The organism is Citrobacter sp. CF971, assembly GCF_006385635.1.
GTDB lineage: Bacteria > Pseudomonadota > Gammaproteobacteria > Enterobacterales > Enterobacteriaceae > Citrobacter > Citrobacter freundii.
In genome coordinates this window covers 4,770,536-4,788,968 of the sequence record NZ_CP041051.1, presented here as the reverse complement: position 1 = coordinate 4,788,968, position 18,433 = coordinate 4,770,536, and the positions used below count along the sequence as shown (strand labels likewise).

General features: G+C 51.9%; 15 protein-coding genes. 10 read left to right on the top strand and 5 right to left on the bottom strand.

Translation table 11 applies throughout. The features are described 5' to 3' along the window. Nucleotides 1-12: 12 nt before the first annotated feature. From mtlR to mtlA, 3 genes are all read right to left on the bottom strand, one after another. Nucleotides 13-600 carry a mannitol operon repressor MtlR gene (gene mtlR, locus E6P06_RS26700; RefSeq protein WP_003024179.1) on the bottom strand — a complete coding sequence of 196 codons (588 nt, stop codon included), beginning with the start codon at nt 598-600 and terminating at the stop codon, nt 13-15. Next, the gene (mtlD, locus tag E6P06_RS26695) at nt 600-1,748 is read right to left on the bottom strand and encodes a mannitol-1-phosphate 5-dehydrogenase (RefSeq protein ID WP_003024180.1); all 1,149 of its coding nucleotides are present in this window, start codon (nt 1,746-1,748) and stop codon (nt 600-602) included. The genes mtlR and mtlD overlap by 1 nt, the downstream gene beginning before the upstream one ends. A gap of 220 nt (nt 1,749-1,968) precedes the next feature. Next, nucleotides 1,969-3,885, bottom strand: a complete 1,917-nt coding sequence (gene mtlA, locus E6P06_RS26690; RefSeq protein WP_003024181.1) for a PTS mannitol transporter subunit IICBA — start codon at nt 3,883-3,885, stop codon at nt 1,969-1,971. A gap of 531 nt (nt 3,886-4,416) precedes the next feature. On the opposite strand from mtlA, the gene E6P06_RS26680 reads away from it, so the two are divergent. From E6P06_RS26680 to E6P06_RS26640, 9 genes are all read left to right on the top strand, one after another. Then, nucleotides 4,417-4,779 (top strand): DUF3302 domain-containing protein, encoded by a 363-nt coding sequence (locus E6P06_RS26680; protein WP_003844553.1) that lies wholly within the window; start codon nt 4,417-4,419, stop codon nt 4,777-4,779. A 2-nt stretch (nt 4,780-4,781) separates the two neighbouring features. Next, nucleotides 4,782-5,918, top strand: coding sequence for an HlyD family secretion protein (locus E6P06_RS26675; protein ID WP_003024188.1), 1,137 nt, complete (start codon nt 4,782-4,784; stop codon nt 5,916-5,918). Nucleotides 5,919-5,988: 70 nt separating this feature from the next. Then, nucleotides 5,989-6,597 carry a glutathione S-transferase gene (locus tag E6P06_RS26670; RefSeq protein WP_003024191.1) on the top strand — a complete coding sequence of 203 codons (609 nt, stop codon included), beginning with the start codon at nt 5,989-5,991 and terminating at the stop codon, nt 6,595-6,597. 98 nt (nt 6,598-6,695) lie between these two features. Beyond that, the gene (selA, locus tag E6P06_RS26665) at nt 6,696-8,087 is read left to right on the top strand and encodes an L-seryl-tRNA(Sec) selenium transferase (RefSeq protein WP_139935858.1); all 1,392 of its coding nucleotides are present in this window, start codon (nt 6,696-6,698) and stop codon (nt 8,085-8,087) included. Continuing rightward, nucleotides 8,084-9,928 carry a selenocysteine-specific translation elongation factor gene (gene selB, locus E6P06_RS26660; protein ID WP_139935857.1) on the top strand — a complete coding sequence of 615 codons (1,845 nt, stop codon included), beginning with the start codon at nt 8,084-8,086 and terminating at the stop codon, nt 9,926-9,928. The genes selA and selB overlap by 4 nt, the downstream gene beginning before the upstream one ends. 189 nt (nt 9,929-10,117) lie before the next feature. Further along, entirely contained in the window at nt 10,118-11,269 is a 1,152-nt protein-coding gene (yiaY, locus tag E6P06_RS26655) for an L-threonine dehydrogenase (protein ID WP_057063679.1), read from the top strand. 92 nt (nt 11,270-11,361) lie between these two features. After that, the gene (gene aldB, locus E6P06_RS26650; protein ID WP_003837670.1) at nt 11,362-12,900 is read left to right on the top strand and encodes an aldehyde dehydrogenase AldB; all 1,539 of its coding nucleotides are present in this window, start codon (nt 11,362-11,364) and stop codon (nt 12,898-12,900) included. 185 nt (nt 12,901-13,085) lie between these two features. Beyond that, nucleotides 13,086-13,409 (top strand): DUF3302 domain-containing protein, encoded by a 324-nt coding sequence (locus E6P06_RS26645; protein ID WP_003024200.1) that lies wholly within the window; start codon nt 13,086-13,088, stop codon nt 13,407-13,409. A gap of 5 nt (nt 13,410-13,414) precedes the next feature. Then, nucleotides 13,415-14,551 (top strand): HlyD family secretion protein, encoded by a 1,137-nt coding sequence (locus E6P06_RS26640; RefSeq protein WP_139935856.1) that lies wholly within the window; start codon nt 13,415-13,417, stop codon nt 14,549-14,551. A 7-nt stretch (nt 14,552-14,558) separates the two neighbouring features. Here the strand turns inward: E6P06_RS26640 and E6P06_RS26635 are convergent, their stop codons facing one another. Further along, nucleotides 14,559-15,521, bottom strand: a complete 963-nt coding sequence (locus tag E6P06_RS26635) for a LysR family transcriptional regulator (RefSeq protein WP_003844559.1) — start codon at nt 15,519-15,521, stop codon at nt 14,559-14,561. Between the two features lie 121 nt (nt 15,522-15,642). Between E6P06_RS26635 and E6P06_RS26630 the strand changes: the two genes are divergently transcribed. Then, nucleotides 15,643-16,383, top strand: a complete 741-nt coding sequence (locus tag E6P06_RS26630) for a MipA/OmpV family protein (RefSeq protein WP_139935855.1) — start codon at nt 15,643-15,645, stop codon at nt 16,381-16,383. An 87-nt stretch (nt 16,384-16,470) separates the two neighbouring features. Here the strand turns inward: E6P06_RS26630 and E6P06_RS26625 are convergent, their stop codons facing one another. Beyond that, nucleotides 16,471-18,426: a glycoside hydrolase family 127 protein gene (locus tag E6P06_RS26625; protein WP_016151157.1), complete on the bottom strand. Its 1,956-nt coding sequence runs from the start codon at nt 18,424-18,426 to the stop codon at nt 16,471-16,473. Nucleotides 18,427-18,433: the final 7 nt, after the last annotated feature.

The window sequence follows — 18,433 nt, the reverse complement described above, 5'->3', positions numbered from 1 at the left end:
GCAAGCATCGTCTTATTTTTGAAAGGCTTTTTTTAAGCTGATTTTAGAAATCAGCTCGGTCAGGGAAAGTACCATCGTGGAGCGCACCATCTGCTGGTAGCGCTGGATCTGCATCGCGTGCAGACCTGAGTCTGAGGTATCAAACTGCGGTGGCGGCGGGAGTGCCGTCACGCAGTGGAGTTCGCCAAACGGACCAAGAATTTCATCGTCGGTGAACGCATATTCATTGCCGTCATGGTTTAACTCTTCCCGCAGCGCCATCAGAAGCTCGGCGTCTTCATACTCCGGTCGGCTGAGCACGCCCAGACCGTAGATGAGCTTCAGGCGAACGGAAAGATCGCCCAGCGGACCGTCGCCGTCAAGCAGTGGTTCTACAGCATATTTCACCGCATAGTCGTCTTTGCGAAATACCTGAAGCACAAGAATATTCACCGCCTCGGTGAGCAGTTCTACGGCGGTGATGAGGAAGCTGCGTACGGTTTTGCCAGCATTCAGACGCTCAAGCACACGATTTTCAAAGGCCTGCGTTTGTTCCATTATTGCCTGCATATCTGACAATCTATTATTCAGGCGCAGGATATCCTGCGCCAGGTCCTGCATCATTTCTTTGCGTTATACGCGTTAACAGCCTCAAGCACGACATCGCTGTTGGCATCCAGCCCGGAAACTTGCGCCAGCGCGGCCTGCGGACCTTTTTCGTCAATCAGCGCGGCCAGTTCCTGTGCCTGCGGATCTTCTTCGCTGCGATAGTGCATCGCTGCCGCAATACCGATAACCAGATTCGCATGCGGCAAACCATACTCCAGCGTACCCAGCAGCGGTTTAATCAGACGATCTCCCGCGCTCAGCTTACGCAGCGGCTGACGACCCACGCGCTCAACGTCATCTTTCAGATACGGGTTTTCAAAGCGGCCGAGGATTTTCTGAATGTATGCCGCATGTTTTGCTGCATCAAAACCATAGCGTTTGATCAGTACCGCGCCGCTCTCTTCCATCGCACCTTTTACCACTGCGCGGATTTTCTCGTCGAGAATCGCGTCACGGATGGTCTGATGACCGGTCAATTTTCCGAGGTACGCGGTTATAGCATGCCCGGTGTTCAGCGTGAAGAGTTTACGTTCGACAAATGCCATTAGGTTATCAGTTAATTCCATTCCTGGGATATTTGGTAGTTCACCTTTGAACTGTGTTTTGTCGACAATCCACTCACTGAAGGTTTCTACGGTAACTTCCAGCGGGTCATTGGTTGCTGAAGCCGAAGGCGGAACAATGCGGTCCACGGCGGAATCGACGAAGCCAACATGTTCTTCAACCCAGGCTTTGTCTTCATCTGCCAGCGCGTTCATTACATGGCCTTTCAACTGGGTCGTTCCGCGCACCATGTTTTCACAGGCGATGATATTCAGCGGAGTAGCTATGCCCTGTGCCTTGCGTTTAACCAGCCCTTTGGCGATGGCCGGAGCGATACGCTCAAGCACGACCGGACCGACGGCGGTAGTGACTAAATCTACATGGGCAATCAGGTCGACGACATCATCGCCGATGCTGCTCACGGCGTTGACGCCGGAGACGGTATCAACCTGTTCGTTTTCACCTACGACATGAACCTGATAGCTATGACGGGCATTCAGGGCATCGAGCACGACCTGATTTACATCCGCGAACGTCAGCTGTATCCCCGCGTCCGCCAGCAGTTTGCCGATAAAGCCACGACCGATATTACCTGCGCCAAAATGTAATGCTTTCATAGTATTAACCTTCATCAATGTTTTTACCCAAGAGGGCTGGGGTGAGGCTTTTCCCTCAACCTAACCCTCTCCACAAGGGAGAGGATATCGCCTTCATATTTCGAACTGCAGATGCGTTGGCTCTCCTCGCTCACCCCAGTCACGTACTTATGTACGCTCCTGGGGATTCACTGCGTTGCCGCCTTCCTGCAGCTCGAACTATTTTGGAGATACTTAACCGTTAAGCTTTTTTACCCGCCAGCAGCTCCAGAACTTCATCCACGCTGGTGGTATGGGCCAGACGTTCGATCACGGATTCGTCATCCAGCGCGTTGGTCAGGCTGGTAATCACCTGGATGTGCTCGTTGTTACGTGCTGCGATACCAATCACCAGGCGGGCAATATCGTCTTCTTCTTCACCGAAGCGAACGCCTTCCGGGTACTGGCAGAACACCACACCGGTTTTCAGCACACGGTCTTTGGCTTCAACCGTTCCGTGCGGTACTGCAATGGACTCGCCGAGGTAAGTCGGAGTCAGTTTTTCGCGGTCCAGCATCGCCTCGACGTATTCTGGCTCAACGTAACCGCCTTTCACCAGTTGCTCACCAGCAAAGCGAATTGCTTCCTCTTTGTTAGTGGCTTTACGACCGAGGAAGATATTCTCCGCACCCAGTTTGAACAGGTGAGTATCACCCTCTTCAAAGCTGTCTTTCAGGTGATCGCGGACTTTCTCTTCGTTCACGTTGTGGCGCTGTGCAGCGACCAGACGTTCGGTCAGGTTGGAGTACAGGCCACTGTCGAGGAAGTTGGTCAGCGAAATGTGCTGTGCCTGAGGCACCTGGCGCATCGCGCGTTCGGTCAGGTCACGGTGGGTAATGACCAGATCCACATCCGGCGGCAGATTGTTAATCGCGCTGTTAGTGACGGAAATCTGAGACAGACCTGCATCCTGCACTTTCTTACGCAGTACGCCCGCACCCATGGCGCTGGAACCCATACCGGCATCGCAGGCAACAATGATTTTACGCACATGGCTCAGGTCGTTGGTCACGTCGCCAGCCGCCAGCGGAGATGCGCCTTTGGATTCCGCTTTCATGTCGTGCATACGACGGGTTGCGGCATCAATGTCATCATCTTCTTTCACTTTGCTGGTTTTTAGCAGAATGGCTGAAACCACAAAGGAGACTGCCATAGCAGCACAGATAGCAGCGATGTTAGCGAAGTAAGCGCCCTTCGGCGTCATGGCCAGCACGGCCAGGATAGAACCCGGAGAGGCCGGAGAAACCAGACCGCCGTTCAGGATAGTCAGGGTAAATACGCCAGTCATACCGCCGAGGATAACGGCCAGGATCAGACGTGGGTTCATCAGCACGTACGGGAAGTAAATTTCGTGGATACCACCCAGGAAGTGAATGATTGCCGCGCCGCCCGCAGACTGCTTAGCGCTGCCGCGACCGAAGAACATGTATGCCAGCAGAACGCCCATACCCGGACCCGGGTTAGCTTCAATCAGGAAGAAGATGGATTTGCCCATCTCATGGGACTGCTGAATACCCAGCGGTGAGAAAATACCGTGGTTGATGGCGTTGTTGAGGAACAGGATTTTCGCCGGTTCAACGAAGATAGACGCCAGCGGCAGCATGTCATGGACAACCATGAAGTTAACGCCTGCCGCCAGGATTTTGGACAGTGCTTCAACCAATGGGCCAATGCCAAGGAATGCCAGAATGGCGAGGATCATCCCGATGATGCCTGCGGAGAAGTTATTCACCAGCATCTCAAAACCGGACTTGATCTTACCGTCTACCCAGTTGTCGAAATGTTTAATAGCCCAGCCGCCCAGCGGACCTGCGATCATCGCGCCGAGGAACATTGGCATATCTGCACCGACGATAACGCCCATGGTGGTGATAGCACCAACCACGCCGCCACGTTCGCCGCCAACCAGCTTACCACCGGTATAACCGATCAGCAGCGGCAGCAGATAAGTGATCATAGGACCGACAAGCTTCGCCAGCGTTTCGTTCGGCAACCACCCTGTCGGAATGAATAATGCGGTGATAATACCCCACGCGATAAACGCGCCGATATTTGGCATCACCATGTTGCTGAGGAATCGACCAAAGCTTTGCACCTTGATCTTAATATCGGATGACATAAAAACACCCCTTCTTATGTTTGCTATCGCGCAGGCTGAAAGCCCGAGGTTTGTTAATGTAGCGGCAGAAGGTAGCCGGACCCTGTAGATACTGCGAAATCTGGCACTGAATCGTTCAACTGTCCAGTCGACGACCTTTTATGTGATATTCGTCACGTAAATATAGGGTGTATGGCGTTAGTTAATGTGATCTTAATCACAAAATATCGGTACAAAAAAACATCACTGGATCAGAATTCGCCAAAAATGGGGGGTAAATGTGAACTGATTCACATTTTATCCTTTGCTGTTTGTTGAATCTTTGTGATGCAGATCGCAAAGTATTTTCATCTGCATTTGCTCGGATGTGATCTACAGCAGGTTCTACCCCCCGATATTTTTATTGCAAAAGAAAGCAACTTCTCACCAGAAAAAATATTTATTTTGTGGTATGGCGAAAACCCCAAACTGCAGTTATGTTCAAAACATCAGCCTGGGTGCATGCGGCTGCCGGCATAAAAAAACTCTAATTAGCGTGAATTCGAGGCAGGTATGTTTCTAAATTATTTCGCACTGGGCGTGCTGATCTTCGTCTTTCTGGTTCTGTTTTACGGAATCATCGCCATTCACGATATTCCCTATAATATGGCTAAAAAACGCAACCATCCTCATGCTGATGCCATTCATACGGCGGGTTGGATTAGCCTGTTTACACTCCATGCAATATGGCCGTTCCTGTGGATTTGGGCGACGCTCTACCAGCCTGAACGGGGGTGGGGCATGCAATCACACATCATGTCGAACGGAAAGGACCCAGACCCCGAGATTGCCGCACTGGCAGAGCGCATCACCCAGTTGGAAAAAAGACTGGATGGGGAGAAGAAAACAGATAACTCCACCTTTCCGGAGATTTAATCATGGATTTGTTGATAGTCCTGACCTATGTGGCCTTTGCCTGGGCCATCTTTAAAATATTCCGTATTCCGGTAAACCAATGGACGCTCGCTACTGCTGCATTAGGTGGGGTATTCATTGTTGCGGGACTGATCTTATTAATGAACTATAACCACCCGTATACCTTTACGGCGCAAAAAGCGGTTATTTCAATTCCGATCACTCCGCAAGTCACAGGAATTGTTAGTGAGGTAACGGATAAAAATAATCAGTTGATTAAAAAAGGCGAAGTGTTATTTAAACTCGATCCAGGCCGCTATCAGGCACGTGTTGACAGACTGCAGGCTGATCTTGTTACCGCCACACACAACATCGACAATCTGAAAGCCCAACTTTCTGAAGCCGTCGCCAATACTACCCGCGTTTCCGCTGAACGCGATCGTCTGTATAAAGATTATCAACGCTATTTGAAGGGCAGCCAGGCGAAGGTTAATCCCTTCTCTGAAAGCGATATCGACAACGCCCGGCAGAACTATCTGGCACAGGACGCGCTGGTAAAAGGTTCCGTTGCCGAACAGACGCAGATTCAGAGTCAGTTAGACAGTATGGTCAACGGGGAGCAATCTCAGGTTGCGTCTCTGCGCGCTCAGCTCGCTGAAGCCAAATACAATCTTGAGCAGACTATCGTCCGTGCCCCCAGCAACGGCTATGTTACGCAGGTGCTTATTCGGCCCGGGACCTACGCCGCCGCACTACCTCTGCGCCCGGTGATGGTATTTATTCCGGAACAGAAACGGCAAATTGTGGCGCAATTCCGCCAGAACTCGTTGCTGCGTCTTAAACCGGGTGATGAAGCGGAAGTGGTCTTCAACGCGCTGCCTGGTCAGGTTTTCTCCGGTAAGTTGACCTCCATTCTTCCGGTTGTGCCGGGCGGTTCTTATCAGGCGCAGGGGGCATTACAGTCCTTAACGGTGGTGCCGGGTACCGATGGCGTGCTGGCTACGATTGAGTTGGATCCTAATGCCGATGTGGATGCGCTGCCGGACGGTATCTATGCTCAGGTGGCGGTCTATTCCGACCATTTCGCTCACGTTTCAGTGATGCGTAAAGTGCTGCTGCGCATGACCAGTTGGATGCATTACCTTTATTTGGATCATTGAGATCGTCATCACCTGCCAATTACGGTGACCTGAGCCATACTGATATTTTTGTTGGCAAAAAGGACCCGGCATGAAACTCATTGGCAGCTATACCAGCCCTTTTGTGCGTAAAATTTCTATTCTGTTACTGGAAAAGGGCATCACCTTCGAATTTGTGAATGAACTTCCCTATAGCGCGGATAGCGGCGTGGCGCGTTATAACCCGCTAGGAAAAGTACCCGCGTTGGTCACCGATGAGGGTGAGTACTGGTTTGACTCTCCGATCATCGCAGAATACATAGAGTTGCTGGATATTGCGCCAGCCATGCTACCGGGTGAACCGTTAGCGGCACTCAAAGTTCGTCAACTGGAAGCGCTGGCCGACGGTATTATGGATGCGGGATTAGTCTCGGTGCGCGAGCAGGCTCGCCCCGCCGCGCAGCAGTCAGAAACTGAATTGTTACGCCAGCGGGAGAAGATCACCCGCAGTCTGGATATGCTGGAAGGCTATCTGGCGGACGGTACGCTGAAAACGGATACGGTTAACCTGGCTACCATCGCGATTGCCTGTGCCGTCGGTTATCTCAATTTCCGTCGGGTCGCGCCCGGCTGGTGTGTGGACCGCCCACGTCTGGTCAAACTGGTGGAAACGCTTTTTCAACGCGAAAGTTTTGCCCGCACAGAACCGCCAAAGGCTTGATGCAGATAATACCTGCCTGAGCAAAGTCACGGTACAATCCTTCCTATATCGATAGCCCTCTCCGCGGTGGAGAGGGCCACCAACAGCCAGGCCCTTTCATGACAACCGACATGCGTTCACTCTACAGCCAGCTTCCAGCTATCGATCGTTTATTGCGCGATAGCGCCTTCCCAGCCTTACGTGAATCTCACGGTCATACCCGGGTGGTTGACCTGCTGCGTCATATGCTTGACGAAGCCAGAGATACGATTCGCGACACGCACGCGCTCCCGGCATGGTGTGAGGACTGGGCGCAAGAAGCCAGCGCCCGGCTGGAACGAGAATCGCAAAGCGCGCTGCGTCCGGTGATTAACCTGACCGGAACGGTGCTGCATACCAACCTTGGGCGAGCGTCGCAGGCCGAAGAAGCGATCGAGGCGGTGGTGCAAGCCATGCGCACGCCAGTGACGCTGGAATACAGCCTGGATGATGCCGGACGTGGACATCGGGATCGGGCGCTGGCGGATTTACTCTGCCGTCTGACGGGAGCGGAGGACGCCTGTATCGTCAATAACAATGCGGCAGCGGTTTTACTGATGCTGGCCGCCACGGCCAACGGCAAAGAGGTGGTCGTTTCGCGCGGTGAGCTGGTGGAAATTGGCGGCGCGTTTCGTATTCCGGACGTGATGTGCCAGGCCGGATGTGTTCTGCGCGAAGTCGGTACCACCAACCGGACCCATGCGAAAGATTACCGTCAGGCGGTGAATGAAAATACCGCTCTGCTGATGAAAGTCCATACCAGTAATTACAGCATTGAAGGCTTTACGAAGTCGGTGGATGAGGCTGAGCTGGCCGCTATTGGCAAGGAACTGGATGTGCCGGTGGTGGCGGATCTCGGCAGCGGCTCACTGGTCGATCTCAGCCAGTATGGATTACCGCAGGAGCCGATGCCGCAACAGCTGATTGCCGCTGGCGTCAGTCTGGTGAGCTTCTCTGGCGATAAATTACTGGGCGGGCCGCAGGCCGGGATTATCGTCGGTAAAAAAGAGATGATCGCTCGCTTACAGAGCCATCCGCTGAAACGCGCATTACGGGCTGATAAAATGACACTGGCTGCGCTGGAAGCGACGCTGCGACTCTACCTGCACCCGGAAGCGCTGGCGCAGAAGTTGCCGACGTTACGCCAGCTCACTCGCTCGCAGGAGGCTGTCCACGCGCAGGCCCAACACTTAAAGGCACGGCTTGCCGAGCATTACGGTGACGAATTCGCCCTGAACGTCATGCCTTGCCTGTCGCAAATTGGCAGCGGCTCGCTACCGGTTGATAGGCTGCCCAGCGCGGCATTAACCTTTACCCCCCATGACGGACGCGGTAGCCGCCTCGAAGCACTGACCGCCCGTTGGCGTGCACTGCCCGTGCCGATCATTGGCCGGATTTATGATGGCCGCATGTGGCTGGATCTGCGCTGCCTTGAAGACGAGACCCGGTTTATGGAGATGATGCTGAAATGATTATTGCAACCGCCGGACACGTTGACCACGGAAAAACAACGTTATTACAGGCGATTACCGGCGTGAATGCCGACCGTCTGCCGGAAGAAAAAAAGCGCGGTATGACCATCGATCTCGGCTATGCCTACTGGCCGCAGCCGGACGGGCGGATACTGGGATTTATCGATGTACCCGGACACGAAAAGTTTCTGTCTAACATGCTGGCGGGTGTTGGTGGGATTGATCACGCGCTGCTGGTGGTGGCGTGTGATGACGGCGTGATGGCGCAAACGCGTGAGCATTTGCAAATTCTGCAACTGACGGGTAATCCGCAGATCACCGTGGCGCTTACGAAAGCCGACCGCGTGGACGAAGCAAGAATTGAAGAGGTGCGTGCGGAGATTAAGGCCACGCTGGGGAATTATGGTTTCGTGGAGTCGGTGCTTTTCGTCACTGCCGCCAGTGAAGGCCGTGGCATCGAGGAACTGCGCGAACATTTGCTGCAATTAACGTCGCGCGAGCATGCCCGCGATCACAGCTTTCGCCTGGCGATTGACCGTGCCTTTACGGTCAAAGGCGCGGGACTGGTGGTGACCGGGACGGCGCTCAGCGGTGAAGTGAATGTCGGTGACACACTGTGGCTCACGGGCGTCAACAAACCGATGCGCGTACGTAGCCTGCATGCACAAAATCAGGCCACCGATCGCGCGCAGGCGGGACAACGTATTGCGCTAAATATTGCCGGTGATGCGCAAAAAGAAGAACTTAACCGCGGCGACTGGCTGCTTGCTGATGCGCCGCCAGAGGCGTTTACCCGCGTGATTGTCTCTTTAGAACATGCCGCGCCGCTGATGCAGTGGCAACCGTTGCATATTCACCACGCTGCCAGCCACGTTACCGGGAGAATCTCGCTGCTTGAAGGGACGCTGGCGGAACTGGTGTTTGATACGCCGCTCTGGCTCGCCGATAACGATCGTCTGGTGCTGCGCGATATTTCGGCTCGCACGACGCTGGCAGGTGCGCGCGTGGTCACGCTCAATCCGCCGCGTCGCGGGAAGCGTAAGCCGGAATATTTGCAGTGGCTGTCGGCGTTGGAAAACGCACAGAGTGATGGTGACGCTCTGGCGTTGCATCTGACGCGTGGAGCGGTAAATATTCCCGACTTCGCCTGGGCGCGTCAGCTCAACGGTAACGGCATGCGTCCGTTGATCGAGCAGCATGGTTTTATTCAGGCAGGATACAGTCTGTTGGATGCCACTGTTGCAGCGCGCTGGCAGCGCAAAATCCTCGATACGCTGGCGACTTACCACGACCAGCACCGCGATGAGCCTGGACCTGGGCGCGAACGCCTGCGCCGGATGGCTTTGCCGATGGAAGATGAAGCGCTGGTCCTGCTGCTGATTGAAAAGATGCGCGAGAGCGGCGTCATCCATAGTCATCATGGCTGGCTGCATTTGCCCGATCACAAGGCCGGTTTCAGCGATGAGCAGCAGGCTATCTGGCAAAAAGCAGAACCGCTTTTTGGCGATGAGCCGTGGTGGGTGCGCGACCTGGCAAAACAGACGGGCACGGATGAGCAAATGATGCGTGTGGTGTTACGACAAGCGGCGCAGCAAGGCATCATCACCGCGATCGTGAAAGATCGTTATTACCGTAACGATCGGATAGTGGCCTTTGCCAATATGATCCGCGAACTGGATCAGGAAAGGGGATCGACATGTGCCGCTGATTTTCGCGACAGGCTTAACATCGGGCGCAAATTGGCTATTCAGATTCTGGAATATTTTGATCGCATTGGTTTTACTCGCCGTCGGGGAAATGATCATTTATTACGCGATGCATTGCTGTTCCCCGAAAAGTAATGAAACAATTAATTCAGGAATTAAATGAATTAATACAAAATAGATATTGATTGAAATAAGCACATTAGATTATGAACCTAATGTGCTTTTTAATTGTGGTTGTTATTAAAATAACAACCATGATCATATTCTGTTGGATATTTCACTCGTATGCTTCCTGACTCTTTTAGAGTAATTAAGGATCGTACAATGGCTGCTTCAACATTTTTTATTCCTTCCGTGAATGTAATCGGCGCTGATTCATTAAAAGACGCAATGAATACAATGGCGGAATATGGTTTTCGCCGTACGCTGATTGTCACGGATGCCATGCTGACGAAATTAGGTATGGCTGGCGAGATTCAAAAGGCATTACAGGAACGTGATATTTTCAGCGTAATTTACGATGGTACGCATCCTAATCCCACAACCAGCAACGTTGCCGCTGGCCTGCAAATGTTGACTGAAAACGACTGTGATAGCGTTATTTCTCTCGGTGGCGGTTCTCCACACGATTGTGCAAAAGGTATTGCGCTGGTGGCGGCTAATGGTGGGGATATTCGCGATTACGAAGGTGTAGACCGTTCTGCAAAACCGCAGCTGCCGATGATCGCCATCAACACCACGGCGGGTACGGCATCTGAAATGACCCGCTTCTGCATCATCACCGATGAAGTACGCCACATTAAAATGGCGATTGTCGATAAGCACGTTACGCCGCTGCTGTCGGTTAACGACTCCTCGCTGATGGTCGGCATGCCGAAGTCTCTGACGGCGGCTACCGGTATGGATGCGTTAACCCACGCTATCGAAGCCTACGTGTCGATTGCTGCCACGCCGATTACCGATGCATGTGCGCTGAAAGCGGTCACCATGATTGCGCAAAACCTGCCGGTCGCCGTTGAAGAGGGCAGTAATGCTCAGGCGCGCGAAGCCATGGCCTATGCGCAGTTCCTCGCAGGTATGGCCTTTAACAATGCCTCTCTTGGCTACGTGCATGCAATGGCGCACCAGCTGGGTGGCTTCTACGATCTGCCACACGGAGTATGTAATGCCGTACTGCTGCCGCATGTACAGGTATTTAATAGTAAAGTTGCTGCCGCCCGCCTGAGCGATTGCGCCTCGGCAATGGGTGTGAACGTTGCTGGTCTGAGCGAAGAGCAAGGGGCAGAAGCCTGCATCGCGGCGATCCGCGAACTGGCGCAGAAAGTGAATATTCCGGCCGGTCTGCGTGAGCTGAACGTGAAGGAAGAAGATTTTGCCGTTCTGGCGACTAATGCCCTGAAAGATGCCTGTGGTTTCACTAACCCGATTCAGGCGACACATGAAGAAATCATGGCGATTTATCGTGCTGCCATGTAATTCGTGATACCTGTCGTAAAGCAGTAAAAGGCTGGCGAATAATTCGCCAGTCCCGTCTACCCTTGTAGTACCCCTACAGCAAGGAGACGGTCATGACCAATAACCCCCCTTCAACGCGTATTTACCCCGGCGAGTATGGTTACCCCCTGAAGTTAAAAGCCCGATACGATAACTTTATCGGTGGTGACTGGGTTGCCCCGGTGGACGGCGAGTATTACCAAAACCTGACGCCGGTAACCGGGCAATTACTGTGCGAAGTGGCCTCTTCCGGCAAAAAGGACATCGATCTGGCACTGGATGCCGCGCATAAAGTAAAAGATAAATGGGCGCAGACTTCCGTGCAGGACAGGGCGGCGATTTTGTTCAAAATTGCCGATCGTATGGAGCAAAATCTGGAGCTGCTGGCAACGGCTGAAACCTGGGATAACGGTAAACCCATCCGCGAAACCAGCGCGGCCGATGTGCCGCTGGCAATTGACCATTTCCGCTATTTTGCCTCCTGTATTCGTGCGCAGGAAGGGGGAATCAGCGAGGTTGATAGCGAAACCGTGGCTTATCACTTCCATGAACCTCTTGGCGTGGTAGGGCAAATTATCCCGTGGAACTTCCCGCTGCTGATGGCCAGCTGGAAGATGGCACCCGCGCTGGCGGCGGGTAACTGCGTGGTGCTTAAACCCGCGCGCCTGACGCCGCTGTCCGTACTGTTGCTGATGGAAGTCATCGGCGATCTGCTCCCGCCTGGCGTGGTGAACGTGGTAAACGGCGCGGGTGGGGAGATCGGTGAGTATCTGGCGACGTCAAAACGTATTGCGAAAGTGGCGTTTACCGGCTCAACGGAAGTTGGGCAGCAGATCATGCAGTACGCCACGCAGAACATTATTCCTGTCACGCTGGAACTGGGCGGGAAATCACCCAATATCTTCTTCGCGGACGTGATGGATGAAGAAGATGCGTTCTTTGACAAAGCGCTGGAAGGTTTTGCATTGTTTGCCTTCAACCAGGGCGAAGTGTGTACCTGTCCGAGTCGTGCGCTGGTTCAGGAATCCATTTATGAACGTTTTATGGAAAGAGCCATTCGTCGGGTGGAAAGTATCCGTAGCGGCAACCCGTTAGACAGCGTGACGCAAATGGGCGCGCAGGTGTCGCATGGTCAACTGGAAACTATTCTGAATTACATCGACATTGGTAAGAAAGAAGGAGCAGATGTTCTCACCGGCGGGCGGCGCAAGCAGCTGGATGGCGAGTTAAAAGAGGGGTACTACCTCGAACCAACCATTCTGTTTGGTAAGAACAACATGCGGGTTTTCCAGGAGGAGATCTTCGGGCCGGTGCTGGCTGTCACAACGTTTAAAACCATGGAAGAGGCGCTGGAAATCGCTAATGACACCCAATATGGGCTTGGCGCTGGTGTCTGGAGTCGTAATGGAAATCTGGCGTACAAAATGGGACGTGGGATTCAGGCGGGGCGAGTTTGGACCAACTGTTACCATGCGTATCCGGCACATGCGGCGTTTGGTGGCTATAAGCAGTCGGGCATCGGGCGCGAGACGCATAAGATGATGCTTGAACATTATCAGCAAACCAAGTGCCTGTTGGTGAGCTACTCTGATAAACCACTGGGGCTGTTTTAATTTCACGTCACTGATTGCCCGGTTTTGCACCGGGCATATCTTTATTCTGCAGTTATATAGAAACCCATATATCGTTATATAAATAAGAAAATTGCATCCAGTCTGGTCATTCCAATACTATTATCAACTCTATTGTTTAAATCAAATTGCATCTGAATTTCTTAATTTAAATCCCTGAGGCAAATATGTTCCTTAATTATTTTGCATTAGGAGTGCTTATTTTTGTATTCCTGGTCATTTTTTACGGGATTATTATTCTGCATGATATTCCCTATCTAATTGCAAAGAAACGTAACCATCCTCATGCCGACGCAATACATGTTGCGGGTTGGGTTAGTTTGTTTACCTTACATGTTATTTGGCCCTTTTTATGGATCTGGGCAACGCTTTATCGTCCGGAGCGCGGATGGGGTATGCAGAGCGCGGATTCTTCCCTGATCCAGCTTCAGGCAAGGGTTGCGGATCTGGAAAAGAAACTGGGTGAGGCCAAGACCTCTCCGGCGGAGTAATATCGATGGATTTACTAATTGTTCTGACCTATGTGGCGTGTGCATGGTCAATATTTAAAGTTTTTAAAATTCCTGTAAATAAATGGACAGTTCCTACCGCAGCATTAGGCGGTATATTCATTGTTTGCGGGCTTATATTACTGATGAATTATAACCATCCGTATACATTTAAGGCACAAAAGGCGGTCATTTCTATTCCCGTGGTGCCGCAGGTAACGGGTGTAGTGACAGAAGTGACGGATAAGAAGAATACGCTAATCAAAAAAGGCGAGGTTCTGTTTAAGCTTAATCCAGGGCGTTATCAGGCACGGGTCGATCGCCTGAAAGCTGATATTGTCACCGCACAGCATAAAGAGCAGGCTCTGGTTGCGCAGTTAGACGAAATGAAAGCCAACACGCAGCGGGCAAAGGCCACGCGTGACAAACTGGCAAAAGATTACCAGCGCTATGCGCAGGGTAGTCAGGCGAAGGTGAATCCTTTTTCTGAACGCGATATTGATGCGGCGCGGCAAAACTATCTGGCGCAGGAAGCGTCGGTGAAATCTTCCGTCGCGGAGCAGCAGCAAATCCAGAGTCAGTTAGACAGCCTGATACTGGGCGAGAATTCGCAAATTGCCAGCCTGAAAGCGCAGTTAGCCGAAGCGGAGTTCAACCTGGACCAGACGGTGGTTCGCGCGCCCAGCGATGGCTATGTGACGCAGGTGCTGATGCGCCCGGGAACCTATGCCGCCGCGCTGCCGATGCGTCCGGTGATGGTATTCATCCCGGATCAAAAAAGGCAAATTATCGCCCAGTTCCGTCAGAACTCGCTGCTGCGTCTGGAACCTGGCGATGAAGCGGAAGTGGTATTTAACGCGCTGCCGGGTAAGGTATTCAGCGGTAAACTGGCTGCAATTAGTCCGGCAGTGCCGGGCGGGACATACCAGTCGAATGGAGCGCTGCAATCCTTAAATTCTACGCCCGGTTCGGAAGGGGTAATCGCCACGATTGATCTGAATGATAATGCGGAGGTTAGCGCGTTACCTGATGGGATCTACGCGCAGGTCGCGGTTTATTCTGACCACTTCGAACATGTGTCCGTCATGCGCAAAGTTTTGTTGCGCATGACCAGTTGGGTGCATTACCTGTATCTCGATCATTAAACTCAGGCTATTTTGCTTGCTCAGTCTGCTGATCCAGCGACTGAGCAAGTTGCCGGCGAATCTCCGCCAACATCTCATCAAGAATAAACTGTACCCGCCATGGCTGATATTCACGTTTGCGGAAAATCGCCACCAGATCCAGCCACCATTCATGCTGTCCGGAGAAACACGGAACCAGCCCGTTAGGCTGACTTTCTTTTTGTACGCTCGCCTTGGGTGCAAAAACAATGCCCAGATGGTTTCGCGCCAACGACAGCGCAGATTGCGTATTGTCGCAAACATAATTACCCGTTACGCGATAGTCATGCATCTCTTTACCTCCGGGGGAGGAGAATCGCCAAATGTTAGCATCATCAATCATCATGGAATCAATCAGAATACAGGAGTGATGCTCAAGTTCTTCAGGAGTGCTGATGGGATGTTGGGCCAGATATTGATTACTGGCGAAAGCGGTAACTACATATTTGGTAATAAAACTGGCGACCAAAGATTCATCTTTTGGATGTGCATAAGTAATTAAAACATCACAGTCATCAGGAAATTCGACTCCTTCATAAAAGGCTTTACGTTCCAGGTTATAGGTTTTTAGCACCAGACTGATATCGCCAATATCCATAATTTTTGCAATAACATGTTGCGATAAGTAAGCGATAATTCCGGTTGGTGCATATACCGTTACTTTTCCACGTTTCTCGTGCTTATAATCAGCAATGAAATTATTTAACTGCTCGTTTCTGTCTAACATGTCATTGATGTAAGGAAGTAACGCTATACCAAACGGCGTGAGGGTCAGTTGCCGGGTGGTGCGGTCAAACACCTTTAATCCAACTTTTGATTCAAAATCAGCAAGATATTTACTGACGTTGGCCTGTGCGATGCCGAGAACAGTCGCGGCATGACTGATATTTTCACTGGCAGCGATTACCGAAATAATCTTCAGCTCCCGGTGTTTAAGTTGTAATTTATTCATCGCCAAGCCCAATATATATAATTTTTTATATATTACTATATAAATATGAACCTTGCACCGATGAAATTGTAAGCATTATTATGCACCAGTTTTGTAGCTTATTTTAAAATGGAATGTTGGCATGTTAATTAAACACAATATTGTGGCGCTGCTCGCCTTTTCTTTTATGACGAGTGCAACTGCCGCAGAGTTTTCAATTGGCGCTGGTGCTGTATATAATGAATCACCTTATCGCGGGTATAATGATAATGTTCACGCAGTACCGCTAGTCAGTTACGAAAGTGAATCATTTTATTTTAGGCAAACAACGCTAGGTTATATTTTGTCTAAGAGTGAAAGTAATGAATTTAGTATTACTGCCTCTTATATGCCGCTTGAGTTTGATCCCGGCGATAATGACGATCATGCGATGAAAAAGCTGGATAAGCGTGACGCAACTGCAATGGCGGGTGCCGCGTGGTATCACCATGAAAGATGGGGTAGCGTGAAAGTCTCCGCCGCTGCGGATGTGCTGGACAACAGTAATGGCTGGGTAGGGGAAGTTTCACTGTTCCGTCCAATGCCGATGGGCAAGCTGACGCTGACGCCATCGATTGGCGTGCTCTACTATGACGAAAACTTCAATGAATACTACTACGGCATATCGGGTAATGAGTCCCGTCGTAGTGGCTTATCAAGCTATTCCCCAGGCGATAGCTGGACACCGTATGTTGGCCTGTCCGCTAAATACGCATTGACCACTAACCTGACGCTGCTGGCAAGCGCCAATTATAGCGCGCTGCCGGATGACATTAAAAATAGCCCGATGGTTGATCGCGATGACAGCTTTACCTTTATGTCCGGTCTGACCTGGCGTTTCTGATTCTCACCCGTTTGTCCTCAGGGAGGAGGGCAATCTTTTCATGAGACATTGACGGATGGGGGCTAACCGCCGCCATCCGCCTTATTATTACTGCTCGTTTATCCAGATACGCATTTCGCCTTCACCACGGTTTGCCCAGCTAAACCACGGAATAAACGTCAATGTATGCGCCTGACGCGAAGTTGGGGAAACATCGTAGTGCCACAACGATTGTTGTGCTGCATCGGCTGCACTTTGCTTCACACCTTCAGCCTGAATTAACATTTTATGGCTGAACAATCCCTTACCTTCGAATACTCTGAACTCACTCTCTTTTGGCAACCACAGATTATGCAATTCCTCGCCGTTGTCGGCCTGCTCCAGGCAATATACCAGTGGTCCACGCTGAATAGCGACCTTACCGGCAACATGACGCACTAATGGATTTCCGTATACCCGACGCACCGGCATTGGCAGGGTCAAACTGAGCGTATCGCCTTCCTGCCAGGTTCGACTGATGTGCAAATAGCCTTTGCGAATATCCTGCTCAACCGGCTGACCATTCAACAAAACCTGCGGCGCGGAGCACCAGTCTGGCAGGCGCAGAGCCAGAGTGTGATAAACCGACCGCGGTGATTCGATGGTGATTTTTACCTGCTCATGCCATGGGTAATCTCCGCTAATACGCAGTTTAAGCGAGCCGTTTACAACAGGGACCTCCATGCTATTGCCCACGTACATATTGATATACAGCGCGTCCTGACGCGGTGTATAGATGTAGTGGCCAATTGAGGTTAGCACGCGGGCGATATTCGGCGGGCAACAGGCGCAGCCAAACCAGCGCTGACGAACGGGTTTCACGTGGTCATAAATATGATTGAATTTTAATGATTTAGGATGTACTTCCAGCGGGTTCACATAGAAGAAGTGCTTGCCATCGAGCGCCATCCCGCCCAATACGGTATTATACAGGGCGCGCTCCATCACGTCGGCATACTGGCTGTCGGCTTCCATTTCCAGCATTCTGCGGGCGAACATCATCAGGCCGATAGAGGCGCAGCTTTCCGCATACACGGAGTCGTTGGGCAGATCGTAATCGCAGCTAAACGCCTCGCCGCTGCTTTGTGAACCGATCCCGCCGGTAATGTACAACTGGCGCTGGGCCATGTTTTTCCACAGACGCAGGCAATCCTGACGCTTGCCTTCGTCCTGGCTTAAGCGTGCCAGATGAGCGACGCCGGTCATCAGGTAGACAAAGCGCACCGCATGCCCGATCGCCGTTTGCTGTTCTGAAATGGGCTGATGAGCCTGGCTATAGGGTTTATCCTTCACCATCCATGCCGGACCGTAAGTATGCCAGTAAGAGGTTTGGCCGCGCTTTTCGTACTCTTCGTCATAGAAATGGGGCTGTGCGCCGCGCTGTTCCACAAAGTAATTTACCAGCGCCATATAGCGTGGTTGCTGGGTCACTTCGTATAAGCGCATTAAAGCCAGTTCGATTTCCGGGTGTCCTGGGTAGCCGCGCAGTTGATTCTCCCTGAGTCCAAATACGCTGTCGATGTGATCTGCCAGGCGACACACCACCTCTAACAGACGGCGTTTACCCGTCGCCTGAAAGAACGCGACGCCTGCTTCGATCAAATGACCTGCACAGTACAACTCATGACACTCGGCGAGGTTGGTCCAGCGTTCATCCGGTGCTTTCACTGTGAAGTACGTATTGAGATAGCCATCTTCACACTGGGCGGCCGCCACCAGTTCAATGACTTCATCGGCCGTTTTTTCAAGTTCCGCATCGGGTTTCTGGCACAGGGACCAGGCAACGGCCTCCAGCCACTTTGCTACGTCGCTATCCTGAAAAACCATGCCGTAAAATTCGCCATCCTGCAGGCCCGCGGCGATACGGAAATTCTCTATCGCATGACTTGGTTCCGCCTCTGCAATGCGGTCATTGAGCGCATCCCATTGATAGGGGATCACCACGTCACGCACCAACTGCTGATATTGTCCGAGGAACGGATCGCTGACGGTGAGCTTATGCAGGTCGACTTCCAGTACGTTCATTTCGTGC

Coding starts and splice junctions, on each gene's coding strand:
- E6P06_RS26635 (WP_003844559.1), bottom strand. CDS start 15,521: ATGAATAAATTACAACTTAAACACCGGGAGCTGAAGATTATTTCGGTA.
- mtlR (WP_003024179.1), bottom strand. CDS start 600: ATGCAGGACCTGGCGCAGGATATCCTGCGCCTGAATAATAGATTGTCA.
- E6P06_RS26630 (WP_139935855.1), top strand. CDS start 15,643: ATGTTAATTAAACACAATATTGTGGCGCTGCTCGCCTTTTCTTTTATG.
- selB (WP_139935857.1), top strand. CDS start 8,084: ATGATTATTGCAACCGCCGGACACGTTGACCACGGAAAAACAACGTTA.
- E6P06_RS26680 (WP_003844553.1), top strand. CDS start 4,417: ATGTTTCTAAATTATTTCGCACTGGGCGTGCTGATCTTCGTCTTTCTG.
- selA (WP_139935858.1), top strand. CDS start 6,696: ATGACAACCGACATGCGTTCACTCTACAGCCAGCTTCCAGCTATCGAT.
- E6P06_RS26625 (WP_016151157.1), bottom strand. CDS start 18,426: ATGAACGTACTGGAAGTCGACCTGCATAAGCTCACCGTCAGCGATCCG.
- E6P06_RS26675 (WP_003024188.1), top strand. CDS start 4,782: ATGGATTTGTTGATAGTCCTGACCTATGTGGCCTTTGCCTGGGCCATC.
- E6P06_RS26670 (WP_003024191.1), top strand. CDS start 5,989: ATGAAACTCATTGGCAGCTATACCAGCCCTTTTGTGCGTAAAATTTCT.
- aldB (WP_003837670.1), top strand. CDS start 11,362: ATGACCAATAACCCCCCTTCAACGCGTATTTACCCCGGCGAGTATGGT.
- E6P06_RS26640 (WP_139935856.1), top strand. CDS start 13,415: ATGGATTTACTAATTGTTCTGACCTATGTGGCGTGTGCATGGTCAATA.
- E6P06_RS26645 (WP_003024200.1), top strand. CDS start 13,086: ATGTTCCTTAATTATTTTGCATTAGGAGTGCTTATTTTTGTATTCCTG.
- yiaY (WP_057063679.1), top strand. CDS start 10,118: ATGGCTGCTTCAACATTTTTTATTCCTTCCGTGAATGTAATCGGCGCT.
- mtlD (WP_003024180.1), bottom strand. CDS start 1,748: ATGAAAGCATTACATTTTGGCGCAGGTAATATCGGTCGTGGCTTTATC.
- mtlA (WP_003024181.1), bottom strand. CDS start 3,885: ATGTCATCCGATATTAAGATCAAGGTGCAAAGCTTTGGTCGATTCCTC.